We start from the raw sequence: 25,819 nt of genomic DNA, 5'->3' as shown, positions 1-25,819 counted from the left end.
CCCTATTTTATTCTAACCATATTCTACTCATTCTAACCATTACTGTCAATAAGATGGTTAGAATGAGTAGAACAAAATAGGAGACGACACCAATACAGTATTCTTTCGATTCCTTTATGGTGGAATAGCAGTCGCAAATTTTGCGGCTATCACTTAGTACACACCGTGTATATTGAGTGTGCCTGTTTTAGACAAGGATATATTCTGCAGAAATACTTTTATAAGCATTCCAGCACTTCCCCAATATCCCCATCAATGCAAATCGACCGCTCTTCAATCTCTTTCGGTGCAAACGCCTCCCCCTGGTTCACACAGGCATACACCGCCTTCGGGTTCTGATAGGTCATCTGCCAAAACGGATACTTGATGATCCCCGGAGTGTTTTGTTTATTGCGCACCACTTTTTGAGAAGACCATCTACGCCTCATGTTCTGTCAGCACTCCGGCCTCCATAAGTAACTTTGTATTTCTGCGCATTTTGGGAGCTCTAATTTCCTCGCCGTTTTCGTCTCCGACTTTGCCGATAAAGCGGTAGTATATATCTACTTTCATTACAATCTCTCCGTTGATAACTTCTTTCTCATGCACAATGATCTTATCAATCAGCGTGTGTAAAAGTGTCTCCGTCAGCTCTGTAATGTCTGTGTAGTGTTCAACCAGTTCGGCAAATTCCTTAGCATTTCTTGTCTGTTTGCTGTAGCCGGAAAGCAAATTTTGAAGTTCACTGTATCGAGATTTCAAGGTTGCCGCTTCCGCTTCATACACTGCAGAAAGGCTTGCATACCGTTCATCAGAGATTTTGTGGTAAAGAACATTGTCCTCATAAAGTCGTTGGATCAGAGTATCAATTTCAGAAAGCCTTCGCTTGCAATTTTCAGCCTCTTTCTGGAATGACGATTTTTCGCCATCCCATTCCTGTTCTGACAGCCGCATCAGGTGAGCCACATACAAATCTTTATCCGCAGCGGCCAGTGTTGCATGACGGTGAATGTCTCCCAAAAGGATTTCATTTATCTGCTCCAACGTAATATAGTGATTGGAGCATTCCTTTCCGCCATACCTGCGGTGGGTGTTACAGCAAAAATGTCCTTTGGATTTTCGTCCTGTCCTGCGGGAATACACCATACGGGTACGGCAGTCATTGCAAATTAAAAGCCCCCGGTACATATTATCTGAATTTTCCCATGTCGGACGCTGCTTGACACTGATACGCGCCTGAACCGTATTGAAGGTAGCTTCATCAACTAACGCCTCATGGGTATTATCCACTGTAATCCAATCTTCTTCAGGTCTTGGCACAATTCTCTTATCTTTGAAAGAACGTGTCTGATAACGACAGCTTACCAGCTTGCCCAGATAAATGGGATTACTCAAAATCTGATACACTGTTGATTTCGCCCATGCGTATGGGTGCTTAACCTGTGCATTTGCCACGTATTTTCCGTACTTGTCGCATAGGAAAGCCCGTGGTGTAGGAACCTGTTCCGCCTCCAGCGTTTTGGCGATGTGATAACAGCTTACTCCTTCCAACGCCATACGAAACATACGTTTCACAATGGGCGCGTGTTCGCTGGGAATCAAATGATGTCTGTCATCCGGGTCTTTACGATACCCAAAAGCCGGGTAGCCTCCGGTATATTCTCCGTTCAGCGCTTTGGTTCTGAAAGCGGACTTCACTTTCTTGCTGCAATCTTTGGCGTACCACTCGTTAATGATATTTTTGAACGGGGCAAACTCATTGCTGCCTTTGCTCGTGTCCACATCATCATTGATAGCGATAAACCGTACATCATATTCAGGAAAAATCACTTCGGTGTAATAGCCTGTTTTCAGATAGTCACGACCGAGGCGGGATAAATCCTTTACAATGATTGCAGCGACCTTGCCGTCCTCTGCCAGTTTCATAAGACGCTTAAAGTCAGGACGTTCATAATTTGTACCGGAATACCCATCATCCACAAAAAACTCGCAATTTGCAAAGCCATGTTCTTTTGCATATTGGCTCAACATTGTTTTCTGTGTCTGAATACTGGCGCTGTCTCCGCTGTACTCGTCATCTCTGCTAAGTCTGCAATATAAAGCGGTAATTCTGATCTGTTGTTTTAATCTGCTCATAACCATCCTTTCCAACAACAGACCCAGTTGTTCGCACCTCTATTATATCGCATTCTCACAGAAAACACAGCAGCCTGCGGAAATTTAAGGTCTGTTAGTCATCCTTTCTTCCATAACTTTAGTTTCCAGCATTTGCAGAATCAATTTCTGCGGGGAATCCTTGCTTCGGGGATTACCAAAGGAAGTAACTTGAAATTTCACTTTCCCGATATGCTTCGCATAAGGTTCCGCCAGCTTTGCACCTGAAACTTCGATACGCCCCATAAAATCGCCTCCTTCTTAAATTTATTGGGTTTTCAAAAGCACATGAATAGGCCGGACCCATACTATAAAAAGTACAAGTCCGGCTCATTGTATCTGATTTCGATTTTACTTACCGTATTTGCCACGCCCCCCGGCAGCTCTGAATATACAAAGCGGGGTTGCTATAGGCTGCGGTTAGCTTCACCGCATCATAGCCCCGCATATGCCGCCGCTTTGCCAAAGCAAACGCACACCGCAGGGACTTCCCTTCAAGTCTGTGAGGGATTGTGAAAAAGTACCATTATGATCTGTGCTGTCATCGCGCCCAGCCTGCCACAGCCAGGTCAATGAGTTACGTTGATCGCTCGGACAGCCTGATTCATCACCTCCCTGGCTGCCTGTCATTGCGCCGCCCCATTTGCCGCTCGAAACACAGAATGACGTACCTATAGCAACGTATATTCAGTTGTCAAAGAGCAGCGAGGGTACGGCAGTTATGACATTTCACAGTTTGGGATGGACCGGAGCATTGCTGTCTGGCCGCACCCATCGGGCTTGTCCGCCGAATATGTCCCTCTATTATTCATTTCATTTTTGAGGCTTATTTTCGGGGGCTTCCTCCATTTTCTCCAAAATTTTTTTCAGACGTCGGAGTCCACGCTGTATTCCTTCATGCACGGAGCTGACAGCAGAACCTTCACTTTTGGCAATCTCTGATAAGCTCATTCCCAGCAGAAAATGTGAAGAAATACGATTGCGCTGTTTCTCTGGCAAATAGGCCAGAGCTTTATACAGCTTTTCGTTTTCTTCCTTCTGCTCGAAAATATCGGCAGGTGTCAGAACAATTACCAGAGCGTCCCGCTCAACATTTGCATCATAGTCCAGTGAGAAATAAGCCTTATGTCGGTATGTACGCAGGGCATAGGCAGCCTCGTTCAGCTTGTATTGATAAAGCAAATCAGCCACTTCGTCCGGTACTTCCACAATAGTCTCTGTTCTATAAAACGGGTAATAATCCCGCAGATTGATCTCTTTCATAGGTATCCTCCAATTTCGATTTTTAAGTTGGTTACTGGCAAAATCGAAATCAGAGGGAGGGGAGCGGCAACGTGTAAAAATGCTGCCATATTCCTGAAAAACGAGCACAAAAAAGCGCACCCATACGAATACGAGTGCACGACGAATCGGGATGTGCGGAAAAATATCAAATTTTGTCGAGTTAAAAAATGCCGCAATCCATATCACTTGGATTACGGCATATAAGGCATTATATAAAACACAACATTTTAGCTGTCCGGTATCTTTTGGCAGCATCCGCACATCCCTTCCCACGAAAGAGGCACAGAAGGTTTTATTATAATCAGCCTCCTTTGAGGAAAGATTATAGGGAACAGATTGCTTGAATTTTTCCTAAAGTATCCTGTTTTCGTTCAGGCTCATCGCAAATTGCGACAATTATTAACAGGACATATAACAAAACAAGGCCGTTAGGAAAGATTTTTTCCTAACGGCCCTATTATGGAAGTGCGAATTTATAGCCTATTCCGGTAACGCTTTTGATATAGTCGGAATCGTCTGGTCGTACTTTTAACTTTTTCCGAAGGTTACTTACATGATTATTGATTGCTTTCCGGGAATAGTAGGTATAATCCTCATTCCATACCAAATCCATGATAAGTTCATAAGTAAATACCCGATTTGGATTCATAATGAGCAACGCAAGAATGTCAAACTCTTTTACGGTTAAATATATTTCCTGCTCGTGAACAGTTACAAGTCGTTGTTCCAAGCAGACGTATAAATCGCCCTCCCGAATTTCGGTAAGAGGGTTGACTTGCTGCCAGCTATACTTTAAATGTGAGGACAGAACATCAACTTTTATCTTCTCTGTACTTTCAAGAAGGGTTTGAATAAGTTCCCTTTGTTGCTTTTTATTAAGCAGGAGAAGCAATTTTTCACCGATTTGTTTACCAGTTTCAGATATATCCAGTACAACTAATTTCCCATAAGATCACCTCTTTGAATATGTTTAATAGTTTTCATAATGTCTTTCGTACTATCGAACATATTTTTACTTTCAGTGTTCCATTCGTTTGGTAACATTCTCCTAACAAAATCAAACACTACAGCAAACATAAAAAAATAATTCCAGAGATGCCAAAGAGCTTTCCGCCGAACAACACTGCAATCAACGTATAGACCGGCGGGAGTCCCACAGAACTGCTTACCACCTGAGAAAATAATTTTCTCTTATGCAGAACTGCCTTTTTGATGAACCTCTTTGAGGTTAGCTCCAGTCGCTCGAACTTCTTTTACTTCTTCTTTCCCATAGGCAAAGTAATAGGCAAACCCACAGATTGGCAGAGCGACAAGTATATCCACTAGAGAATGCCATTCTCCATCCCTTGGTAGAAAAATGCCTGCTGTGCCATGCGCACGCCATAACCGCAGATGACCCAATTACATGGAGAGAGGGACACACATTTGTATTGGTATCAAACTGATAAAAACCTTCTATAAACCACGTAAGCAGGTTGTCATGTTCAAATGCCACAGGGCGCAATTCCTGACAGTTCGGGAATACCATATAGATGAGTATAGCCGCAGAGTAAGATAACATGATAAGCTTCATTAGTCTTTTGAACGACTCTACATCATATAAAAGGGTATAAAGATGAATGCCCACCAAAAAGGCAAACCAAAACAAATATGGAATCAAAAAATATTCGCAAAACGGGATGGCGTTGTCTAAAGAACAGGAAATTGGGTAATAGCTTTCACGAATCCACAAACGCTCCACCACCATAAAAAGGAGGCCGAATGCAGGCCAATACAGCAACAATATCAAATGCCGGTATTCCGGTGTATTCAGTTTAGAAAATTTGAAATGTCGATAATCCACTGCCGGCGGTCCGAGCCGCATTTTCATCACTCCTTCTGATTTGTATAAGCATTTATAATGTATTGCGTAATGATTTCTGCTGCATTTAAAATTGAATACCTTTCAGTATTTCATTTTGTTTTACCGGATGGTTTACCCTTTTGCCGCAACAGCTTAATATTCTTCGTCAGGTACAGGACAAGGGAAACACCGATCATCAGCGTACAAACGGCAATGAATGCTGTCGAAACAACTGGCGGGATCGAACCCCAAAACACATGGAGTACCATCGTGCCATACAGTAAAGCCGTGGCTATTTTCCCATGCCAGACGGCTTGGGGCACAATGCCAGTGTTCCGTATAAGCGCGATGCAAAGTACCGCAATACAAATATCTCTTATGATAAGTAAAGCCAGTGGAAACGCCATCAGGCGGAAACGGACCAGCAGGCAGATTAGCATAACCGCCTGTGTCAATTTATCTGCAACGGGGTCCAGTATCTTACCAAGGTCACTGATCATAGAAAAACGTCTGGCAATGAAGCCATCCAAACAATCGGTTGCTCCAGAAAGAAGCAGAAAGCATCCAGTTGCAAAACTATTCTGTATCACAATATAAAACCAGACGATAGCTGGAATCAGGCATAACCGAAACAAGGAGAGCATATTCGGTACAGTAAAAATTCTTTTCTTCTCATTGGTTTTCTTTTGCAGTTCCGGTTCCATCACACGCCCTCCTCGCAACAAATTTATGATGATATTTCATCAAATTCAGTTCCCTAACTGAATTTATTGTTTCAATCAAAACCACTCAAATTACAAATGCACCGACACAAACACAATGCAGTACGCTTCCCACCAAACACAAAACATGGAACACAGAATGCATCCATTTCCGTTTGGAACCAAGGCCATAGAATAATAAACCGATTAAATATACAACACCGCCTGCCAGCAGAAGCCACATTCCGGTATTGCCGATTATCTGAATAAACGAATCCGCCCGTATGACAAGCGCAGCTCCCATCAAAACGTACATAACAACTGCAATCGACTTATACTTCTTCATGTCGATGCATAGGAGCGTAATTCCACCAATCGCAAAAATCCACAATAACCCATAGAAAGCCCACTCGATGTCAACGGACTGATTGTCGATCAAATCCAAAATGAAAGGCGAACATGTTCCCGCAACCAGAATAAAAATGGAGCAGTGGTCAAAAAGGCGGAAAATCTTTTTCTCCTTCACATTTTCCGGCGATGTCCCATGATAAACACTTGACGCCAAATACAAAATAATCATGGAAACACCGAAGATAATACCGCCGTACATACCCATTTCAGAATGGTGATTTAAGATACTGAAAAAAAGCATTCCAATTCCCATAAAAATTCCCAATGCATGAGAAATGGTATTGAACATTTCTTCATTGCGTGTATAAATGGGAAATCCATCTCTTGTTTTCAACGCCCGGCCAAAGTATTTTCCCGTATAAGGAAAAATATATTTATCTAAAAACGCATCCATTTATTCAACCTCCTGTCTTTCAAAGTCGATTATAAGATTATGCAGAAGCTTTTCAACTTGTATTTCTAACAATGGCTCTTTTATCGTTCTTAAAAGCGTAAGGCACATTCTATTTTTTATGGAAATTAGAGAGCAGCTATAAGGAACCTCAGGTTTTACGCTGAAAGCCATTCCAAAATCCGAAATATATGTGCTCATCTTCTCTGGTAAATCAATAACTCCCATATTGGAAAACGTCATGGTGCAGCCCGCTGTTGATACATCCAGAGCGGTTTGCACCAAACGCTTTTTCGCAGATACAGGCAGCATTTTTACAAGACTACAATTATATAATTTAACTGCCGCTGCACACTGGCCTGCTAATTTCTTTGGTTCTACTGCTTTTTCCATGTATTGATGTATCTCCCCGCATATTGCAGATAAGTCCAACGCTTTCTCCGGATCGATTTCTGGTCGGACATTCAAAGTAAAATTCCTCATGGTGTTACTGGGAAAGTATGTGCGGAGATTTACAGGTACCAGCAATCTTATTTTCTTTTGCCTGTAGCTTTTATGATTCTCCCTTTGAATATTTGAAACGGCAATACAAAGTAATGCAGTCACAAGTTCTGTAATGCTGACACCATATCGTTTTGCAATTTGTTTCATACCATCAACAGACAAATGATACATGCTGATTTTCATTGGTCCTGGAGTACCCTTTATCCGGTAAGCAGCCCCATGGGATTTTCCTATTTTGAATCCTTTCGCATATTTCCGATAACCGTCTTCTTTCTGCTGTTGAATTGGATTCACAAAAATTCCTTCTTTGATGCTGTTATCATGGTATTTTAGAGCCAGATATTGCACTGTGAGATACCGCAGAAATTCCATCCCGCCTTTCCCATCTGACACACCATGAAAATAATCAAAAAAAATTGTTTTATCAGTGTAAGTAACCTTTGCTTCACAGTTCTCATGACCTTTCCACAGTTCCAGGCAGGAGACTTGTTCTTCTTCTCTGACCTTAGGTATGCCTTTTGCCTGTTCCGCCAGCAATCGGTTTCCTTCACTTCTGAAACATATAAAAAAGAAGGAATATCTCTGAGCAGCCTTATCCAGTGCAGCCTGAAGAACCTCTGAATCAATAGGCTGATATAATGACACGGATAACCGTATCAGATAATTTCGTTTATCGCTTCTCCCCAGCACAAACATTGCTGATGCACAATCCAACTCAAAACACATTTTGTTTCATCACCTCCTGACATCCGCAACGACGAATTTTACTCTGTAACGGAATAACCGGCCATTGCAAACGCCCCCGGTCCACCATGCGTTGTAATAACACCGCCGGCAGATATCCAGTAAATAGTTTGGAAGCCAAGTTTATGGGCGGTATCTTCTGCAATCCGTTTGACGTCTTCCGGTAAGCCTATGGTGGAGCCCAGCCAAATCATTTCTCTGTCCAGATTTTTTGATGTTGTAAATTCTTCCATAAGTTTAGGGATAGTCCGCTCCATCTTTCCTCTCAACTTTTTCACAGCAACCAAACGGCCACTTTTCAGCTCGATTACCGGATGAAGATGGAGTATATTCCCTATAAGAGCCGCAGCATTGCTAACTCTGCCTCCTGCGCGAAGAAAAGATAGGTTTTGGGGGGCAAAACACATTTCCGTACTTTTTATTACCTTCTGCGCAAACTGCACAGCCTCTTCCAAAGACCATTCTGGGTGTTTTTTCAGTTCCTGCGCAACCCGAACTGCTATCGCAGTCTGCCCTACGGTAACCTGCTTTGTGTCTACACAGGCAATATAGTCACAGCCTTCCGACGCAAGCACGGCGCTCTGATAAGAACAGGTTGTTACTGCGGAATAGGCAAGGTGCAGGATAGATTTTTTCGGATACTCTTTGTGGATTTGTTCAAATATGGTAATAAAATCACTCGGCGTGCTTCCGCTTGTTTTTGGAATATTCCCGGTTGTTTCGTAATAATCACAGATATCGGAGACCGGAAAAGAGCCGTCGTCTTTTGTTTGATTTCCAAATGTAATATGCATCGGCACCACACGGATACCGTAATACTGTGCCAGATCCTTAGGCATATCAGAACCCGACTCAACCGTTATAATGACATTGTTCATATCTTGATTTCCTCTAACTTTTGGGGTTCCTACAGATTCATGGACTTCCCATAATTCGCTAATTTGCCCAAAATTCTTTTTTGCATTTTTTACCAGAAGCGACAAAGCTTCGGTAATAAGTTTTCGTGTTTCTTCATCTAAGCTTCCAAGTGTAGACAAAATTACCATGGTACACTCAAACCATCGGTCATCCAGCTCTTGCAGCGTATGCGCCTTGGTTTTTGCGAGAATGGAATAAAGTGCATCCACAAATTTTTCTCGCTGACCTACATCCATATCAGCAATCCACCCCTTCAGGGTACGGTCGATAAACTGGCTGCTGTTCGTTACCTGATCGAGATAGAAAAGATGATCCCGTTCCACTTCCCAGGAAGAAATATCGTGCTGCATAACGGATTTTTCCATGCTTTTTACAATAATGTATTGTTCCTCATGTTCCAAAAGCAGGCCGACGATGGAATCCTGTGGGACGAAGGTTGTCATCTTACTGCAGATACGCTGATATTCAGGCGTGACAAGCACCTTTTCATTGAAACCAGGTCCGTCAAAGTTATATACGGCAGTAATTCGATCCTGCGTTTCTTTATTACAGAAGGCAGCGGCGTACATCGCCAGATTTCCGCCCTTGGAATGGCCGGCCACAATGAAATGACTGTCTGTTGCTGTTGATACATCCTCCAGATATTTCAATGCGCGTTTTTGTGCCGGAACAGGAAAGATAAAGCTCATATTAAAGTTTTCTTTCCATCCCACCAACGTGGCGTCCGTTCCACGGAATACAGCATAATTGAATTGATCTGTGACATGAACTGTAATCGCTGAAAACTGCGTTTGATTTTCTTCCTCAATTTGATTCACATAGTTCGTAAGCTGCATACAGCAAAACCGCAGGCTCCCGGACAGCTCACGCAGCAAATCTATATCGTCTTTAAGGTGAACGCACTGTTCGAGATCCGGCAGGGCAAGCAGAGAAAGCGCCGCAGCCCGAATGGAAATCGGCGTGGACTCAGATTGTAAAGAAATCTTTTCAAACGGTATGTATGACAGCTTCGCCAGAATCAGAGCATCTACTTCATTGAAAGGAAACTGTTCTATTGGTAAATCCCCGCGCCAATGCAGGTAATCGTGAATATTGGCCACGTTGCTATCCTCCTTACATAAGTTTTAGCTTGTGGATTTCAAACTGTTCCCACAGGGAAACTATATGAACATTGGTTCCTCATCACAAGCAATCTGTTTTCTCTTACAGTGCTCACTAATTGATAATGCCGCGCATATAAGTCCGCCGATCAAGGCCAGAGAACCCACTATCCTTGCTGCAATTTCCCAAGTTTTCATAACGCAATCCTCCTTAATAGCTCAAAATAAGTCCGCCGCGTTCGGCGTAGTAGCTGCAAAGACCCCTGGTTGGTAAAATTCGCACATCGCAGTTTTTCCAAAGCTCCTGTATTTTGCTTTTGAGCTTTTCTGCGAAAGCCGGATTCTGGCAATGGCTGATCATAACCTTCCCGCCTGAAAATCCGTTTTCTCTCATGTTTTCCAGAAGCATGGCAATCGCTTTTGCCGACCCACGGGCTTTCCCCTTGATTTCAATGGTTCCTTCCTCGCTTCCAAGGCCGATTCCCCACATACCGAGCTTACGTGCAACGAAACCGGCGATTTTGCTCATGCGCCCGTTTTTCACCAGGTTATTGAAAGAGGAAAGTGCAAACATAACCTTGGTTTTCTGTAGAAAAGCAGAAGCGCAGGACACGACGGTCTCAAAATCTGCACCGCTGTCAATTTGCTTTTTCATTTCTTCCACGCAAAGCGCCAGTTCCGGGCCGGTGGAACGAGAATCCAATACAGCGATTTTCTTCTCCGGATGCTGCTCCAGCACCATTTCCTTTGCAAGCATAGCACTGTTCATGCTACCGGAGAGTTTTGACGAGATTGTAATAGCAATGCTCTGATCTGCCCTTTCAAACTCATTGATCCATCCCTGCGGGGAAGGGCAGGAAGTATGGCTTGCCTCCGGGCACTGTTCCATAGCATTCAGCATGACCGAAGTATCCAAGCGCTCATCGTCCACAAAATCAGTTTTCCCGACGCTGATAATAAAGGGAACGCTGGAAATCTGCACTCCTCCGTTCTGACTGCTCTCCGGGAGCAGATCACAGCTTGAATCCATAATAATATTCCATCTCATTTTGTTTACCTCCTGATTAAAGGGAAATCCAATCCCTGAATTTGTTCATTATATTTTTGCTCGTATCATATGTGCCCTTATCTTCAACCTGCTTCCAACGGCACATTTTTCCCATTAAGAAATTGAATAGTATCGGTCATCGTGGCTCGCATATCCCGCGGCCGATATCCCAGTTCAGCAGTTGCCTTGTCATGAGAAAAATGCCCGTTGCTCGAAATCGTGTATAACGCATATTTCGTGAAAAGGGGCCTTGTATGGCTTACCTTTGCGCTCCACTCAAAAAGCGGGGCAACAGCATGGGCAAGGCCAATGGGCAGACAGATTTTTTTGCTGCCACCTGTAATTTTACGGGCATACCCCAGCAGTTCCTTGATTGTGAAATAACGATTGGAAAGGATATAACAGTTGCCGGTTTTTCCTTTCTCCGCTGCTTCCAGGCATCCCTTCGCCACATCCCGCACATCTACAAAATCGTAACCGCCAGTGACGCCTGCTGGGAGCTTGCCGGTAATGTACAGCTGAATCAGTTGGACGATATGATTTTTTCCTTTGTCATAAGGTCCTATAATTCCGGAAGGATGCACGATTACGGCATCCAAACCTCTTTTTGCAGCCTCCATGACCGCCTGTGTTGCTTCTGCCTTTGTAGAAGCATAAGCTCCTATAACCGAATTTTTTGAAAAAGTCACGGTTTCCGAAATGGTTGCTTTTTCATCCGTTTCCGGAATAGCATGAACGGAACTGACATAAACCAGCCGTTTGATGTGATGACGCAAGCACTGAGCAATCACATTGTGCGTTCCTTCTACGTTGACCTGATACAGCTGAGGCGAAACCTCATCTTCAATGCTGATCATTCCTGCGGCATGAATTACAATCACTTCATTACATTCGATATCTGAAAAGACAGCCTCTAAGCTTTCAGGTTTCGTAACATCGCCTTTGTAATAGGTAAGCTGAAAATCATCTTCGCCGTCCTCTGTTGGAAGGATCAGCCCCCGTATATGACAGTCCTCAGCCCGCAAATAACGAATGATTGTACTCGCTAAATGTCCTTTTGCTCCTGTGATAATATATAGTCGCTTCAATTTTAACGCCCCCATTCAGATTATGGCTGTATGATACAGCACGGTTGTTTATCAACTTCCCGATTTTTGTTAATGAGATATTAAACACCGAAAGTTAAACCACATTTGCAAGTTTGCAGATTCCCGGCCGACAATCCAACTCCCAACGCAGTTGTTCTGGAAGATACATGGAGGGTTTTTCCCACAAATATGCCGCTTGGGAAGACACCAGCATTTCCGCCACAAATTCCGAGCAAAAATAGTGCTTTCTTAGATGCAACGGAATGTGGAAAAAACACAGCGCAACACTTAAAAAGGAATATTTCATTTCCTGGCATCGAGCCTTGAATTCTTCCACTCTGCTCTGTATCGCATTATAGGCACTGTCGTTTACTTCAAATTCATACAGCATACTGCTGTTAACATTGTGCCGGCGGAATTTCTCATAGGTTTCACGGGCAAATCCCTTAATATTAAAGCTGTAAAACTCGCTCTTATCTTCTTCCAATGAAATGGACACATGGCTGTACTTGTGCCCGCGCAGCTTTGCAAGAAGATTGGAGAACCAGTCGTGCTGTCTTGTGAATAATACAGATATTTTTTTCATTCTCTGAACCCTCATTTCCTCTTTGATGCCTAAATGGTATCCCACGATTGTTTGTCAGTTTCTCGATTTTTGTTAATGAAATATGAAACGCAAAATAGGTTTGCAAAAAAATGTTCCGGCTATTTAAGCCGAAACATTCCATTTGACATCACGTACAGGCTCTAAACGCAGCAATTCACCGGCGATTCGTTCATTATTCTCTATATATTTCTTTCCTCTATAGATAAATTTCGCTTCAAACAGTATAGTTTGTGACGCCTGCTTTTGGCAGTTCAGAGAAATCAGGTCGTTTTTCTTCTTAGATAAGAGCGCTACAATCTTTTCACGCACTTCGATTTCGCCTTCTTGAGAACAAGCCAAATTTAAGCAGAAAAATCCACCGCTGTCATCCGTAATCTGCCAGTGTACAATCTCATGAGATAGCAAACGCAGACCAATGTTTACCGCAATCAGGCATCCAGTTACAGCGGCGGCATACAGATACAGACCAGCCCCGGCCATGACGCCAATACCAGCCGTACACCATATAGTCGCTGCCGTATTGATTCCACGGACATTAAACCCATCCTTGAAAATAATACCGCTGCCCAGAAAACCTACACCGCTTATAATCTGTGCTGCCATTCTGGACACATCGCCGTCCGGCACACAATAGGCAAAGGAAGTAAAAACGCTCGCTCCTATGCAAACCAGCACGCCGGTCCGAATGCCAATGGAATGCCCTGTAATCTGGCGTTCCAGACCAATAGCACCTCCCAGGCCAAGTGCTACGCCTATATTCAAGAAAAATTGAACTATCGTCATTTTTTCCACCTCCGCTGCAGCAGTTTTTCAAAAAAGAAGACGTCTTAAACTGGCTCTCCGTTTTGCAACAGTATGGTTTCCATCTCACACTGAATTTTTCCTTTTACGATTTGTGCAATTTCTGTAGTCGTCATTCCCTGATAGTCCTCCCACAACAGAGGCTTTAAGATATGAAGATGGACCGTTATATGGCCCGTTGTGTTCGTATCAAAGGGTTTGAATGAATCCACCAGTGCGATGGGAACAATGGGGCATCGGGTTTTTACCGCTGGTTTAAAGCTTCCCGGCTTGAAATCCAACATTTTGTTTCCCTGTTTGCTTCTGGTTCCCTCCGGGAAGATCAGACAAACTTTTCCGGCTTCCACCCGTTTCTGCACCTCCTGCAGCACGCACATCGACTGCCGGATATCATTGCGATCCATCGGCATTGCGTCTACGCAACTGAAAAGCTGTTTTATCAACGGATAGGACATCAATTCTTTCTTAATAAGAGGAGAAACCATAATCCCTGTCCCGTCAGCAACCGCAACCGCATCGAACAGCCCCTGATGGTTCGGATAAAAAATAAATCCTCTGTCTGATGGAATATGTTCTCTTCCAGATACCTTTACCGAGATGTCACCGCTCTTTTTAACTCGTTCACAAAAGTATCTGATCGGTTCCATCCGTTCTTCCTCCGTGTACATTTTAGGGACTTTGAGAATACGGTTCAGTTTTATCAATAGCCCCGGGATATGCCATATGTTTTTCAGAATGATCTTATTAAGTCTGCTCATCTTTTCATACCTTTGCGTCTCATCAGTTAAATTTAAAAATGCGCTGTGCGATATGGTATCCCCATATGACAACTGACTCTGCCCATTTTCCCGGTGGATTACTGGCAATACCTTGAATACTATAACGAATGTGATGGTACATTTTGGGATTTCCTTTCTTAAAATCATTCCAGAATGAACATCGTTTCACACGGTCTTCATCGGTTCCTGAAATAATCAGCATAACCGATGTAACAAGAGAAATCATAGCCAGATACTTCATCATATAATGTGCCAGAGACCGATTCTTTACGTCTTCTGGAAGGTTGTACGCATCAATCATCAAATTATTAACTCGAATCTGCTGGTCAATGCGTCCTATCATTACCCGTTCATTGACCGACTGATCCTCACGCCCAATATAATAACGATATAAATCCAAATCCATATAATACATCGTCTTTACATATGGCAAAGGTACATAAACAAACAGATTATCTACATAGAAGGTATGCTTTGGCAGCACCAATCCACAATCCCGCAGTACCTGTGTCCGATATATAACCGAATGCATCAAAAGGTTTTGGTCTATGCGGAAATGGCCGACATCCTTCCATCCAAAAATACAGTTCACCGGAAGAACATTGGTGTAACTGATCGTCTTAGATGTGTTGTCTAAGACGTGTTCATATACATAATTGCAGATCATCATATCCACACAGATATTTGCAGCATGAAATGCCTTCAACTTTTTAATTACCAGGAGAAGACTGTCGCAATCCAGCCAGTCATCCGAATCCACAACTTTATAATACAGTCCCATTGCATAGCGAAGCCCGGTATTCACCGCCTCGCCATGCCCTCCATTCTCCTGATGGACGGTCCTGCAGATATGTGGATAATTTTTTTCATATTCATCGGCAATGACTGCCGTATCATCTGACACAGAGCCATCATCTATAATAATGATTTCTGCATCAGTCCCGGCAACTAACAGTGAATCTATACATTTCCTCATATACGCAGCTGAGTTATAGCATGGCACAACAAATGATATGATTTTCAAAATAACTCCCCCTTCCAAAATTGGGACATTAAGATTTCTCATGACAGGTATAATAAAATGCGGATGTTAATCCTCTTCTCAATTTTTGTTAATGAGATATGAAACGTAAAATCTCCCGCATGAAACGGGCGTGTTTTACATTTCATTAACATAAACAAGGAATTAGAATAACATCCACCCATTATGATAGGCTTACACTACTCTTAATGGACGGAGAAACAGTTATGACAGAGACTATTCTTTTCGCAATCGGCGGGCTGATTTTATTTATGGGGATATGCTATCCGGCTGCCATGTTTATTCCCTATATCCGCCACAAAAAGATTTCCAATGCTTATAAGTGCAGCTTTGAAAAGCGCCGCTTTTATTCCAATATTCCGGGGTGCGAGCGTGTTGCCTATATTCGGGATAACACCGAAGCGCTGCTTTACAGGCTGCACATGATTGAGAGGGCGAAAAAGAGTGTAATTCTTTCTACCTTTGCTTTTCATGCTGACCATGCCGGAAAAGATGTTATGGCCGCTCTACTTGGCGCTGCAAACCGCGGCGTGGAAATAAAAATCATTGTGGACGGCATCAGCGGCTATTTTGATATGCGAAACAATCTTTACTTTCAGACGCTTGCCGCACAGAGAAATATCTCCATCAAAATATACAATCCCTTGAAACTCTATCGTCCATGGGATTTGCCTGCCAGGATGCACGACAAGTACCTGATCATTGACGATACCATGTACCTGCTGGGCGGACGAAACACCTTCGATCTCTTTTTGGGAGATTGCGCCGACAAACCAAACATAGACAGGGAGCTTTTTGTCTATCAAACAACCTCCTGTGAAGAAGCATCCATCTGTCAGCTTCGGACATATTTTGAAACAGTCTGGGGGATAGAAGAAAGCCGGTTCTTTTTCGGAAAAGAGGGGATACAGACAGATGCTATTTTTCTTGAATTATACGCTCGTTATAAGAAGATGAGGAATCAGTATCCGGCTGCTTACGAGGATTGGAACTATAAAAGTCGCACCCTGCCTGCAAGCAGAATTTCTTTGCTGACCAATCCAATCGAAGCAAAAAACAAAGAACCGTGGATGTGGTATTCTCTCTGTCAACTGATAAAAGTCGGCAGACAGGTCACAGTCTTTACGCCATACCTTATTTTCAGCAAGGAAATGTATGCCGACTTAACAGCCATTACTTCCTATGGAAAACAGGTAGAGTGTATTACAAACCATGTTGCCAGCGGCGCCAATCCATGGGGATGTACGGATTATATGAATCAGAAGCAGAATATCTGGAAAACCGGAATCAGGGTCCATGAGTATATGGGCGAGCATTCCTCCCACACAAAAGCCCTTGTGGTGGACGAGCGTTTAAGCATCGTCGGCTCCTATAACTTCGATATGCGAAGCACCTATCAGGATACGGAGCTGATGCTAGCGGTGGATTCCGCAGAGTTAAATGCACTTATTCGGAAGGAAGCCGAAATTGACAAAACGTATAGCAGAGTTATGAGTGACAACGGGAAATACAAATATGGTAAGAACTATATCTCCAGAAATCTGTCTGCATCTAAATCCGTTTACTACGAAATCATAAGGATTCTGATGCTTTTACTTCGGAGATTTCTGTGAAAGAATGCAAAAAGAGGAACATTCGTTAGATATCACAAATGTTCCTCTTTTTGCATTCGCTGATAGTCGTCCATTATATTTTTAGTTCAACCGTAAATACCGATCCCTTTCCAGGGGCGCTTTCTACCGATATATTCCCGTCTGCAATATCCACGACCTTTTTTGCAAGCGCCATACCTAAGCCGTTTCCCTCGGAAGCATGGGAAGCATCTCCCTGATAAAATTTTTCAAAAATCCGTTTGCGGGTTTCATCGTTCATACCACAGCCGGAGTCTTTTACTGTAACCAGCACGGTGTTTCCTGCAACTTTTGATGTGAGTGAAATCTGCCCGCCTTTGTCTGTAAACTTGATGGCGTTTGACAAAAGATTATTCCAGACCAGCTCTAAAAGGGATGCGTCATAATGTACAGCAACATCCGCCACATCTATTTCAAATTCAATATCCTTTGCCTGCCACTTATTCATGAAGGCCAACGCACAACGGCGTAGCTGCTCACCAAGCTGGTAGGTTTCAGGCTCCGGAAAAATCTGCTGATTTTCCAGTTTGCTGAGCTTTAATATGTTGGTGACAATCGTATTCAGCTTTTCGGTGGCATACAGAATCGTATCCCAATATTGCTCCTGCTGTTCAGGCGGAACATAACCGTCTCTCAATGCCTTTGTATAGCTTTGAATAACCGAAAGCGGCGTTTTGATTTCGTGGGAAACATTAGAAACAAAATCATTTTTAAGGACTTCGTTTCCTGCAAGCTCCCGCGTCATCGTATTGAAATCATCAATCAAAAGATCCAATTCATTTTTCTTTTTATCTTTTCTCGTCGGTTCAATCTGCACACTGAAATCACCCGCTGCAACCCTTCTTGCCGCCCGTTTAATCTTTCGGAGCGGTTTGTCAGTTGTGCGTTTCCAAAGCAGCCAAAGCAAGCCGGATAATACACCACATACAAAAACGAGATAACAAGTCAGCACCCCAACCATTGCGCCAATCCGATCATGGAAATATTCCAGAATAAACGTCTGGAAGGTAACCAGAAGGTACATAATTCCCAGAATACACAGGATCACACGCCAGGAAATAACAGGAGCTGTCACACGGGGATCTTCATTTTTCCATATCCTGAGCAGTTTTTTCCATTTCATTTCAGCACCGCCTTATACCCGAATCCGTGTACGGTGACGATTTCAAAACTTTTACACCCGGCAAATTCCTTGCGGAGCTTCGTAATGTAGACATCGACAGTACGCAGTCCGGTATCATTCGTCATGCCCCAGTATTCATCAATCAGCTCACTTCGTGTAAATATTTTTTTAGGGTGAGAAAGCAGCTTATAAAGAATATTGAACTCTCTTGGCAAGATAGGAATTTCTTCTCCATTCACATAGGCAGTCATTTCATCCCGAATCAAAACAAGGTCGCCAATTTCCATGCGGTTTTCATTTTTGATGTTGGCACGGCGAAGCAGTGCCCCTACACGCAAAACCAATTCGTCCATGTCTATAGGCTTACCGATAGTAATCTCAATCACACAGGGATTTACCTCTATTCTAAAGGCAAAATCATGATTCATTTGACCTTTGACTACAAAACCGATGAAAAATGCACCACACCGGGCCAATATCTGAAGTATCACCGGACATTCCAGGGTCTCACCACAAGGGAACTGGCAGAAAAGGTTGGCATTGTGCCCGCGACACTGGTTCTGTATGAGAATGACCGACACCCCATTAAGCACGATATAGCGGTGGCACTTGCAAATACGCTGGGGATTGACCGCAATAGACTTCTGGACGAATATACTACCTTTGTAGATTACCCGTATTCCTCTCTTTTGAAAAAGGTACGGCATGAGCTTTCCTTAACTCAAATGCAAATGGCAGAGGTGATTGGAATAGGTCAAACAACCTATTCCGGCTGGGAAAGGGAAGCCCGCGTTCCACGCCGTAAAGAACACGATAAAATCCTTGCCGCACTGAAAAAGCTAAAGGTAAATGTGGATACATACCTTTGCCAGTCAACTTCTATCTGATTGTAAATCGCACATTTGCAGTACAGTATTCCTTCTATATATACTGAAAGCGTAAAGGAGGAACGCCCTATGAAAAAACGGAAATTCAAGATATACCTCACCCCCGCCGAGAACAGCATTGTGATCCAGAGCCTCAACCACCTGCGCAATACTATGCTCCGGGAAAATCGGGACACCGGCTGCCTGGATGAACTTCTGCTCAAAGCCATGTGTGCCCCGGTGAAGAAGATGTAAAATTACATATCGCCGCCTTATGAGCCGCTTATTCTTTTCAGAAAGAGTAAGCGGCTTTTTTCATGTCCATCTTTCAGATTCCCGCATACATAGCCGTCCGTCTTGCCAACGGGCGGCTAAATCTACGAAGAAGGAGGACATGAAAATGCCGGAACAAAGAAGCCGCCCCAGGGATGGCCGCGTGATCGCGCTGGCCAACCAGAAAGGCGGCACAGGCAAAACTACCACGACGGTGAACCTGGGCATTGGTTTAGCCCGTCTGGGGAAAAAGGTGCTGCTCATTGACGCAGACCCCCAGGGCGACCTTACCACCTGCCTGGGCTGGCAAGACCAGGACAGCCTGCCCACCACCCTGGCCACCGTCATGGAAAAAGTGATCCGGGATGAGCCATTCACCACGGATGAGGGCATTTTGCACCACAGCGAGGGCGTAGACCTTATGCCCGCCAACATCGAGCTGTCCGCGCTGGAAATGAGCCTGGTCAACGCCATGAGCCGGGAGTTTACGCTGAGAACCTATGTCAATGAAGCCAAGAAGCACTATGACGTGGTTCTCATTGACTGTATGCCGTCCCTGGGCATGATTACGATTAACGCCCTGGCTGCGGCGGACAGCGTAATTATCCCGGTGCAGGCCCACTATCTCCCCGCCAAGGGCATGACCCAGCTTATGAAAACCATCAATAAAGTGAAACGGCAGATCAACCCGGCGCTGAAGGTAGACGGGGTGCTGCTCACGCTGGTGGATGGGCGCACAAACCTTGCCAGACAGACAGCGGATACACTGCGGCAGAGTTACGGGAGCGTGTTGAAAATTTATCGTTCCGAAATTCCCGTAGCCATCAAAGCCGCAGAAATCAGCGCCGCAGGCAAGAGTATTTACGCCTACGACAAGGGGAGCAAGGTGGCCCAGGCTTACGCGGAGTTTTCAAAGGAGGTGCTGGCGGATGGCGAAAAGCAGCGGGCTAAACTTCAATCTTCCCTCAGTCGATGACCTGTTTTCCACGGAGGAAGAACGGGCCGAGGCAAGGCTTGAAAAAGTCGTCAACCTTTCGTTCTCGGAAATCAGCGACTTCCCGAATCACCCGTTCAAGGTTCGTATGGATGAAGCCATGCGGGAAATGACGGAAAGCGTGAAGCAGTACGGCGTATTGGTCCCTGCCCTGGTGCGCCCAAAACCGGAGGGCGGCTATGAAATGGTAGCTGGACACCGCAGGAAAAAGGCGGCGGATTTAGCGGGGCTTGAGGAAATCCCCTGTATTGTGAGGCAGCTCACCGATGATGAAGCCACAATTATCATGGTGGACTCCAACCTGCAGCGGGAGCAGATTTTACCATCGGAAAAGGCGTTTGCCTACAAAATGAAGCTGGACGCTATGAAAAGGCAGGCTGGGCGGCCACCAAAAGAAAATGGTGCAACAGTGTTGCCCCATTTTTCCGGGAAGAAAAGTCGGGAAATACTTGCGGAACAATCTGGCGAGAGCCATGAGCAGATACGCAAATATATCCGCCTTACCCACCTCATCCCGGAAATCCTGGAGCTGGTAGATAATTCAGTTCTGAAAGACCAGGAAATGCTTCAGATTGCCATGCGCCCTGCGGTGGAGCTGTCCTACCTGCGAAAAGAAGAACAGGCCGACTTGTTCACTATCATGGACGAGATGGACTGTACCCCGTCCCACGCCCAGGCCATCAAAATGCGCCAGATGTCCGAAGCCAAGACCGGCGATGAACGGCTGGCCAAAGACGCACTCGTTTCCATTATGAAGGAGGAAAAGCCCAACCAGGTGGAGCAATTCAAAATACCAAAAAATAGAATCGCCAAGTTTTTCCCAGCGGGGACGCCCGCGCAGAAGATCGAGGACACCATTGTCAAGGCGCTGGAACTCTACCGCAAGCGCCAGCGCAGTTTAGAGAGATAACCTTACTGCCAAGGGAGCAGTGCGCCCATTTGCAGGGAACCGGCGTTTTCGCTGTTCCCCCTCTCCACACCTCACCCCCTCATACCACCTAAACAGCCTAAAGAAGAAGATATTTGGGGAGGATGGTTCTTTCAAGAATCCAAAGGTTTGGCAGATAGAACGGATGAGGTGGAGAACGCCTGGCGCACCTCTCTTTTTTAGAACGTAAACAGAATCCAGCCGTAAGCAGCACATCCAGAGCGATGTGCTTTTTTTGCGGCCATTTCAAGGAGGTAACACGATGAAAGCATTGAGAAAGCCTCTGTCCCTGTTCATGGCCCTGCTCATGTGCCTGGGCGTGTTCGTAGGGACAGGAACCACGGCTTTTGCCGCAGGCGAAACCATGACGACGTATATGATCGACCTGCCCCGTGCCAGCGACCCCAACAAGGCCGGATGGGGCCATCCCGCACTGAATTTCCTGGGCGGCTGGTCCACCGGAGAGAACGACAGCTTTTCCGTCCACACCCAGGACGCCTTCAATGGCAGGGCCATCTACTGTATTGAGCCGGGCGTCGGTGTGAATACCGGCGACCAGTACACGGGCCGGGGCGAAGATTTCTGGGATAACTACCCGTCCAACCTGAACCCCACCATCCCGCCGGATACCATCAAAGAATATATCGGGCGGATTATGACCTATGGCTGGCAGGGCAACGCCAGCACCTCATGGATGAGTGGGAACCCGGAGGACGCCAGCAAGATCGCGGGATATATCGCTACCCAGCTTCTTGTTTGGGAAACTGTCGTGGGTGAGCGCGACAGCCAGTTTAACCATGTGGACGCCAACGCCCAGGGCAAAAATAACGTGACGGAATATATCAGCGCCGACCATCCCCTGTACAGCGAGATTTTCAGCCAGTATTCCGCCATTGAGAGCGCGGTCAAGCGCCATACTATGCTTCCCAGCTTTTTCAGCAGCACCGTAGACGCCGGGGCCTATGAGCTGAAATGGGACGGCCAGCAGTATTCCCTCACTCTCACGGATACCAACGGTGTGCTGGGTGACTACACCTTCTCCAGCAGCACCACCGGCCTGAATTTCTCTGTGGATGGCAACCAGCTCACCATCACTTCCGCCCAGGCCATCAAAGGCTCTGTGACCATTAAGGCGGAAAAAGTGACTGCCCAGCGCAGCGGCGTTGTGGTTTGGACGGACGGCGTTACTGGCGGCGGCAAACAGGACTTTGCCACCTACGGGGAAACCGTTTCCGACCAGATGGTAGGCTATCTGAACCTGGAAGTGAAAACCGGCAACATGAAGCTGATTAAGACTTCCGAGGACGGTCAGGTAGCCGGGATCAACTTCACTATCACCGGCGAGGGGTACAGCGCCACCAAGACCACCAATGAGGCGGGCGAGATCGACATCACCGACCTCAACCCTGGCGTTTATACCGTAACCGAGCAGTCGATTGATAAGTATGAACCCCAGGAAACCCAGCGCGTGACCATCGTCAGCGGCCAGACCGCCACCGTAACTTTCAATAACAAGCTGAAGCGCGGCAGCCTGGAAGTGACGAAAACCAGCGAGGACGGGCTGGTGGAGGGCATGACCTTCCATCTGTCCGGCACATCCCTCTCCGGGCAGCCGGTGGACGAATATGCTGTGACGGATTCCAGCGGTGTGGCGCGCTTTGAAAACGTGCTCATCGGCACGGGCTATGTACTGGAGGAGGTGGATACCCCTATCCGTTATGTGGTGCCGGATTCCCAGACAGCCACCATCGAGTGGAATGAAGTGACCCACAAGAGCGTGAACAACGTGCTGAAAAAGTTCCGTGTCACCGTCACCAAGAGCGACGTGGAAACAGGCGCGCCCCAGGGCGATGGTTCCCTGGCCGGCGCTGTGTATGGGCTGTATAAGGGAGACACCCTCATCGACAGCTTCACCACGGACGAAAACGGCCAGTTCACCACCGGTTATTACGTCTGTGATTCGGACTGGACAATCCGTGAAATCGGCCCCAGCGAGGGCTACCTGCTGGATTCCACCATCCACAAGGTAGGCGCGGAGCCGGAGCTTTATACCATTGAGCTGAACGATACAGCCAACGATGTGACGGAGCAAGTCATCAAGGGCGACATTGCCATCATCAAGCACACCGATGATGGGGAAACCCAGATCGAAACTCCGGAATCCGGCGCAGAGTTCCAGGTATTCTTGAAATCAGCCGGCAGCTATGAAAATGCCAAGGAATCTGAGCGCGATGTTCTCGTCTGCGATGAGAACGGCTTTGCACAGTCGAAGAAGCTGCCCTACGGCACTTATATCGTCCGCCAGACCAAGGGCTGGGAAGGCCGCGAGCTGATGGACGATTTTGAAGTGTATATCGCCCAGGATGGTCAGACCTACCGCTACCTTATCAACAACGCCAATTTTGAGAGCTTCATCAAGGTGGTCAAGGTGGACGCGGAAACCGGCGTCACCATCCCCTATGCGGGGGCCGGGTTCCAGATTTACCGCCCGGATGGCAGCAAGGTGGAAATGACCTTCACTTACCCGACGCCCACCACCATTGATACGTTCTACACCAATTCCGAGGGCTACCTTGTCACCCCGGAAAAGCTGGAGTACGGCTCCGGGTACTCTCTGGTTGAAGTACAGGCCCCCTACGGCTATGTGCTGGACAGCACCCCGGTTTACTTTGATGTGACCGAGGACAATTCCAGCGAGGAAGGCGGCGTGACGGTGATCGAAGTTACCAAGCCCAACATGGCCCAGAAAGGAATCATCAAGGTCAGCAAAACCGGCGAGGTGTTCTCCTCTGTGGCAGAAAGCGAAGGCGTTTACCAGCCGGTGTACGAGGTGCAGGGCCTGCCCGGTGCGGTGTTTGAAATCACCGCCCTGGAGGACGTCTACACCCTGGACGGCACCCTGCGCTACTCTGCGGGCGAGGTAGTGGACACCATCACCACCGGCGAGGACGGGACGGCCCAGAGCCAGCCCCTTTACCTGGGCAAATTCCAGGTGAAGGAAATCCAGTTCCCCCACGGCATGGTGGATACCGGCGAGAACGTCACCAACGTGGAGCTGGTGTACGCAGGCCAGGAGGTGGAAGTCACCGAAACCTCTGCCAGCTTCTACAACCAGCGCCAAAAAGCCCTTGTGACGCTTGACAAGGTGCTGGAACAGGATGAAATCTTTGGCATTGGCATGAATGGCGAAATTTCCGCCGTGACCTTTGGCCTCTATGCCCAGGAGGACATCACCGCAGCGGATGGTTCCGTGATTCCGGCAAACGGGCTTCTGGAAATCGTTTCTGTGAATGAGAATGGCCAGGCCGTTTGCAGCACCGACCTGCCTTTCGGCAGCTTCTACTTGAAGGAGCTGTCCACCGACAGCCATTACCTGCTGAATGGCGAAACCTTCCCGTTCACCTTTGAGTACGGCGGGCCTTCCATTGCCGTGGTAGAGATTTCCGCCAATGATGGCGAGGCTGTCACCAACGAGCTGATCCGCGGTGAAATCAAGGGCCTCAAAACTGACGAAAACGGCACGGGCCTGGGCGGGGCTGTGATTGGTCTCTTTAAGAACGACGAAACCGAGTTTACCGCAGAAAATGCCCTGGCCACCGCTACCTCAGCGGAGGATGGCAGCTTTTCTTTCTCTAATGTGCCTTACGGAAATTGGGTACTGAAAGAGCTGGAAAGCCCGGAAGGGTTCATCCTCTCCGATGAAGTGATCCCCGTTACTGTGGAGGAAGATGGGCAGGTAGTGGAAATCTCCCTTGCCAACGAGCGCATTTATGGCGACCTGCGTTTGACGAAGGTGGATAAGGATTATCCCGACAACAAGCTCACTGGGGCCGAGTTCGAGGTGTACCGCGATACCAACGGCAACAAAGAGCTGGACGAGGGCGATGAGCTGCTGGGTAAGCTGGAGGAAACCAGCACCGGCATTTACGAGATGTCCCACATCCTCTACGGCGGCGTGTTCGTAAAGGAAACCAAAGCGCCGGAGGGCTTCTTGCTGGATGAAAACGCCTACTATGTGGAGATCACCGAGAACGGCAAGATTTACGATGTAGAGAACGAGGCAGGGATTGGCTTCACCAACATGGCCCAGATTGGTTCCCTTCGGATTGAAAAGACATCCAGCGACGGCAAGGTGGAGGGCTTCTCCTTCCGCGTGACGGGGGCCAACAGCTACGACCAGACCTTCAAAACCGATAAAAACGGTGAAATCTTCATCGAAGGCCTGCGCGTGGGCGATTACACTGTGTCCGAGGTGTCGGATGGGGCCAGCGCCAACTATGTGCTGCCTGCGGATAAGACGGTGACGATTTTTGCGGATAAGACCACCGTGGCGGAAATGCACAACGAGCTGCGCGACACCCCGAAAACCGGCGACGACAGCAAGCCCTGGCTGTGGGCGGCTCTGATGGGCGTATCCGCTATGGGCGCTGCCGCCCTGGGCGTTGCGGCCTATGTGGGTAAGCGCAAGAAGGGCAAAAACACCGTGAAATAACTGCGGCTTGATTCTGTGTTAGGAGGAATGATTTTATGGAATTGAAAACGATCATTGCCATTGCGCTGGTGGTATTCATCATCGGCGGCCTGATTTTCCTGAAAGTCAGAAGCCGGAA

The 25,819-nt window shown here is 46.4% G+C and carries 26 protein-coding genes; 6 read left to right on the top strand and 20 right to left on the bottom strand.

Annotated features, from left to right (window positions below):
* Positions 1–218: 218 nt before the first annotated feature.
* The 18 genes from C1712_RS10945 to C1712_RS10865 form a co-directional block, all read right to left on the bottom strand.
* Positions 219–428 (bottom strand): hypothetical protein, encoded by a 210-nt coding sequence (locus C1712_RS10945; RefSeq protein ID WP_219718866.1) that lies wholly within the window; start codon positions 426–428, stop codon positions 219–221.
* Entirely contained in the window at positions 418–2,115 is a 1,698-nt protein-coding gene (locus C1712_RS10940; RefSeq protein WP_180963134.1) for a recombinase family protein, read from the bottom strand. The genes C1712_RS10945 and C1712_RS10940 overlap by 11 nt, the downstream gene beginning before the upstream one ends.
* Before the next feature lie 84 nt (positions 2,116–2,199).
* The gene (locus tag C1712_RS10935; RefSeq protein WP_102269143.1) at positions 2,200–2,379 is read right to left on the bottom strand and encodes a hypothetical protein; all 180 of its coding nucleotides are present in this window, start codon (positions 2,377–2,379) and stop codon (positions 2,200–2,202) included.
* A 180-nt stretch (positions 2,380–2,559) separates the two neighbouring features.
* On the bottom strand, positions 2,560–2,763 hold the full coding sequence (locus C1712_RS10930) for a hypothetical protein (RefSeq protein WP_219718865.1): 204 nt from the start codon (positions 2,761–2,763) through the stop codon (positions 2,560–2,562).
* 183 nt (positions 2,764–2,946) lie between these two features.
* On the bottom strand, positions 2,947–3,672 hold the full coding sequence (locus tag C1712_RS13060; RefSeq protein ID WP_245858150.1) for a sigma-70 family RNA polymerase sigma factor: 726 nt from the start codon (positions 3,670–3,672) through the stop codon (positions 2,947–2,949).
* A gap of 202 nt (positions 3,673–3,874) precedes the next feature.
* Positions 3,875–4,147, bottom strand: a complete 273-nt coding sequence (locus tag C1712_RS13055) for a winged helix-turn-helix domain-containing protein (protein ID WP_245858148.1) — start codon at positions 4,145–4,147, stop codon at positions 3,875–3,877.
* A 498-nt stretch (positions 4,148–4,645) separates the two neighbouring features.
* A complete protein-coding gene (locus tag C1712_RS10915; protein WP_180963133.1) occupies positions 4,646–5,281 on the bottom strand; it encodes a phosphatase PAP2 family protein in 636 nt (211 codons plus the stop codon).
* An 89-nt stretch (positions 5,282–5,370) separates the two neighbouring features.
* On the bottom strand, positions 5,371–5,964 hold the full coding sequence (locus C1712_RS10910) for a CDP-alcohol phosphatidyltransferase family protein (RefSeq protein ID WP_102269141.1): 594 nt from the start codon (positions 5,962–5,964) through the stop codon (positions 5,371–5,373).
* Positions 5,965–6,049: 85 nt separating this feature from the next.
* On the bottom strand, positions 6,050–6,766 hold the full coding sequence (gene trhA, locus C1712_RS10905; protein WP_102269139.1) for a PAQR family membrane homeostasis protein TrhA: 717 nt from the start codon (positions 6,764–6,766) through the stop codon (positions 6,050–6,052).
* On the bottom strand, positions 6,767–7,993 hold the full coding sequence (locus tag C1712_RS10900) for a hypothetical protein (protein ID WP_102269137.1): 1,227 nt from the start codon (positions 7,991–7,993) through the stop codon (positions 6,767–6,769).
* A 38-nt stretch (positions 7,994–8,031) separates the two neighbouring features.
* Positions 8,032–10,029 carry a DegV family protein gene (locus tag C1712_RS10895; RefSeq protein WP_102269135.1) on the bottom strand — a complete coding sequence of 666 codons (1,998 nt, stop codon included), beginning with the start codon at positions 10,027–10,029 and terminating at the stop codon, positions 8,032–8,034.
* A gap of 60 nt (positions 10,030–10,089) precedes the next feature.
* Positions 10,090–10,227: a hypothetical protein gene (locus C1712_RS12785; RefSeq protein WP_180963131.1), complete on the bottom strand. Its 138-nt coding sequence runs from the start codon at positions 10,225–10,227 to the stop codon at positions 10,090–10,092.
* A gap of 13 nt (positions 10,228–10,240) precedes the next feature.
* The gene (locus C1712_RS10890) at positions 10,241–11,077 is read right to left on the bottom strand and encodes a DegV family protein (protein WP_102269133.1); all 837 of its coding nucleotides are present in this window, start codon (positions 11,075–11,077) and stop codon (positions 10,241–10,243) included.
* Positions 11,078–11,160: 83 nt separating this feature from the next.
* Positions 11,161–12,165 carry an NAD-dependent epimerase/dehydratase family protein gene (locus C1712_RS10885; RefSeq protein ID WP_102269132.1) on the bottom strand — a complete coding sequence of 335 codons (1,005 nt, stop codon included), beginning with the start codon at positions 12,163–12,165 and terminating at the stop codon, positions 11,161–11,163.
* A 94-nt stretch (positions 12,166–12,259) separates the two neighbouring features.
* Complete coding sequence (locus C1712_RS10880; RefSeq protein WP_102269130.1) at positions 12,260–12,751, bottom strand: hypothetical protein; 492 nt, start codon at positions 12,749–12,751, stop codon at positions 12,260–12,262.
* Positions 12,752–12,874: 123 nt separating this feature from the next.
* Entirely contained in the window at positions 12,875–13,555 is a 681-nt protein-coding gene (locus C1712_RS10875; protein WP_102269128.1) for an MgtC/SapB family protein, read from the bottom strand.
* Positions 13,556–13,599: 44 nt separating this feature from the next.
* Positions 13,600–14,220, bottom strand: a complete 621-nt coding sequence (locus C1712_RS10870) for a lysophospholipid acyltransferase family protein (RefSeq protein ID WP_180963130.1) — start codon at positions 14,218–14,220, stop codon at positions 13,600–13,602.
* 133 nt (positions 14,221–14,353) lie between these two features.
* Complete coding sequence (locus C1712_RS10865) at positions 14,354–15,418, bottom strand: glycosyltransferase family 2 protein (RefSeq protein WP_102269123.1); 1,065 nt, start codon at positions 15,416–15,418, stop codon at positions 14,354–14,356.
* 182 nt (positions 15,419–15,600) lie between these two features.
* Between C1712_RS10865 and C1712_RS10860 the strand changes: the two genes are divergently transcribed.
* Complete coding sequence (locus C1712_RS10860) at positions 15,601–17,007, top strand: phospholipase D family protein (protein ID WP_219718862.1); 1,407 nt, start codon at positions 15,601–15,603, stop codon at positions 17,005–17,007.
* A gap of 73 nt (positions 17,008–17,080) precedes the next feature.
* On the opposite strand, the gene C1712_RS10855 is transcribed toward C1712_RS10860, so the two are convergent.
* Positions 17,081–18,148, bottom strand: coding sequence for a sensor histidine kinase (locus C1712_RS10855; RefSeq protein WP_102269120.1), 1,068 nt, complete (start codon positions 18,146–18,148; stop codon positions 17,081–17,083).
* Complete coding sequence (locus C1712_RS10850) at positions 18,145–18,501, bottom strand: winged helix-turn-helix domain-containing protein (protein ID WP_245858144.1); 357 nt, start codon at positions 18,499–18,501, stop codon at positions 18,145–18,147. The genes C1712_RS10855 and C1712_RS10850 overlap by 4 nt, the downstream gene beginning before the upstream one ends.
* 66 nt (positions 18,502–18,567) lie before the next feature.
* On the opposite strand from C1712_RS10850, the gene C1712_RS10845 reads away from it, so the two are divergent.
* From C1712_RS10845 to C1712_RS10830, 5 genes are all read left to right on the top strand, one after another.
* Entirely contained in the window at positions 18,568–19,035 is a 468-nt protein-coding gene (locus C1712_RS10845) for a helix-turn-helix domain-containing protein (protein ID WP_083662738.1), read from the top strand.
* 69 nt (positions 19,036–19,104) lie between these two features.
* Entirely contained in the window at positions 19,105–19,269 is a 165-nt protein-coding gene (locus C1712_RS12780) for a hypothetical protein (protein ID WP_015535538.1), read from the top strand.
* Positions 19,270–19,414: 145 nt separating this feature from the next.
* On the top strand, positions 19,415–20,263 hold the full coding sequence (locus tag C1712_RS10840) for a ParA family protein (RefSeq protein ID WP_102269115.1): 849 nt from the start codon (positions 19,415–19,417) through the stop codon (positions 20,261–20,263).
* On the top strand, positions 20,217–21,191 hold the full coding sequence (locus C1712_RS10835; RefSeq protein WP_102269113.1) for a ParB/RepB/Spo0J family partition protein: 975 nt from the start codon (positions 20,217–20,219) through the stop codon (positions 21,189–21,191). The genes C1712_RS10840 and C1712_RS10835 overlap by 47 nt, the downstream gene beginning before the upstream one ends.
* A 280-nt stretch (positions 21,192–21,471) precedes the next feature.
* Complete coding sequence (locus C1712_RS10830; protein WP_102269111.1) at positions 21,472–25,701, top strand: SpaA isopeptide-forming pilin-related protein; 4,230 nt, start codon at positions 21,472–21,474, stop codon at positions 25,699–25,701.
* The last annotated feature ends 118 nt before the right edge of the window (positions 25,702–25,819 follow it).

It is taken from the genome of Massilicoli timonensis, assembly GCF_900199515.1.
In the GTDB taxonomy this organism is placed as follows: domain Bacteria; phylum Bacillota_I; class Bacilli_A; order Erysipelotrichales; family Erysipelotrichaceae; genus Massilicoli; species Massilicoli timonensis.
The sequence above is the reverse complement of the archived record's forward strand: the minus strand, read 5'-3'. Positions and strand labels throughout refer to the sequence as shown.

Coding starts and splice junctions, on each gene's coding strand:
- C1712_RS10910 (WP_102269141.1), bottom strand. CDS start 5,964: ATGGAACCGGAACTGCAAAAGAAAACCAATGAGAAGAAAAGAATTTTT.
- C1712_RS10915 (WP_180963133.1), bottom strand. CDS start 5,281: ATGCGGCTCGGACCGCCGGCAGTGGATTATCGACATTTCAAATTTTCT.
- C1712_RS10835 (WP_102269113.1), top strand. CDS start 20,217: ATGGCGAAAAGCAGCGGGCTAAACTTCAATCTTCCCTCAGTCGATGAC.
- C1712_RS10940 (WP_180963134.1), bottom strand. CDS start 2,115: ATGAGCAGATTAAAACAACAGATCAGAATTACCGCTTTATATTGCAGA.
- C1712_RS10900 (WP_102269137.1), bottom strand. CDS start 7,993: ATGTGTTTTGAGTTGGATTGTGCATCAGCAATGTTTGTGCTGGGGAGA.
- C1712_RS10945 (WP_219718866.1), bottom strand. CDS start 428: ATGAGGCGTAGATGGTCTTCTCAAAAAGTGGTGCGCAATAAACAAAAC.
- C1712_RS10930 (WP_219718865.1), bottom strand. CDS start 2,763: ATGACAGGCAGCCAGGGAGGTGATGAATCAGGCTGTCCGAGCGATCAA.
- C1712_RS10890 (WP_102269133.1), bottom strand. CDS start 11,077: ATGAGATGGAATATTATTATGGATTCAAGCTGTGATCTGCTCCCGGAG.
- C1712_RS10845 (WP_083662738.1), top strand. CDS start 18,568: ATGATTCATTTGACCTTTGACTACAAAACCGATGAAAAATGCACCACA.
- C1712_RS10870 (WP_180963130.1), bottom strand. CDS start 14,220: ATGGAACCGATCAGATACTTTTGTGAACGAGTTAAAAAGAGCGGTGAC.
- trhA (WP_102269139.1), bottom strand. CDS start 6,766: ATGGATGCGTTTTTAGATAAATATATTTTTCCTTATACGGGAAAATAC.
- C1712_RS10865 (WP_102269123.1), bottom strand. CDS start 15,418: ATGAGAAATCTTAATGTCCCAATTTTGGAAGGGGGAGTTATTTTGAAA.
- C1712_RS12785 (WP_180963131.1), bottom strand. CDS start 10,227: ATGAAAACTTGGGAAATTGCAGCAAGGATAGTGGGTTCTCTGGCCTTG.
- C1712_RS10850 (WP_245858144.1), bottom strand. CDS start 18,501: ATGGACGAATTGGTTTTGCGTGTAGGGGCACTGCTTCGCCGTGCCAAC.
- C1712_RS10935 (WP_102269143.1), bottom strand. CDS start 2,379: ATGGGGCGTATCGAAGTTTCAGGTGCAAAGCTGGCGGAACCTTATGCG.
- C1712_RS10880 (WP_102269130.1), bottom strand. CDS start 12,751: ATGAAAAAAATATCTGTATTATTCACAAGACAGCACGACTGGTTCTCC.
- C1712_RS10830 (WP_102269111.1), top strand. CDS start 21,472: ATGAAAGCATTGAGAAAGCCTCTGTCCCTGTTCATGGCCCTGCTCATG.
- C1712_RS10875 (WP_102269128.1), bottom strand. CDS start 13,555: ATGACGATAGTTCAATTTTTCTTGAATATAGGCGTAGCACTTGGCCTG.
- C1712_RS10860 (WP_219718862.1), top strand. CDS start 15,601: ATGACAGAGACTATTCTTTTCGCAATCGGCGGGCTGATTTTATTTATG.
- C1712_RS12780 (WP_015535538.1), top strand. CDS start 19,105: ATGAAAAAACGGAAATTCAAGATATACCTCACCCCCGCCGAGAACAGC.
- C1712_RS13060 (WP_245858150.1), bottom strand. CDS start 3,672: ATGCTGCCAAAAGATACCGGACAGCTAAAATGTTGTGTTTTATATAAT.
- C1712_RS10840 (WP_102269115.1), top strand. CDS start 19,415: ATGCCGGAACAAAGAAGCCGCCCCAGGGATGGCCGCGTGATCGCGCTG.
- C1712_RS10855 (WP_102269120.1), bottom strand. CDS start 18,148: ATGAAATGGAAAAAACTGCTCAGGATATGGAAAAATGAAGATCCCCGT.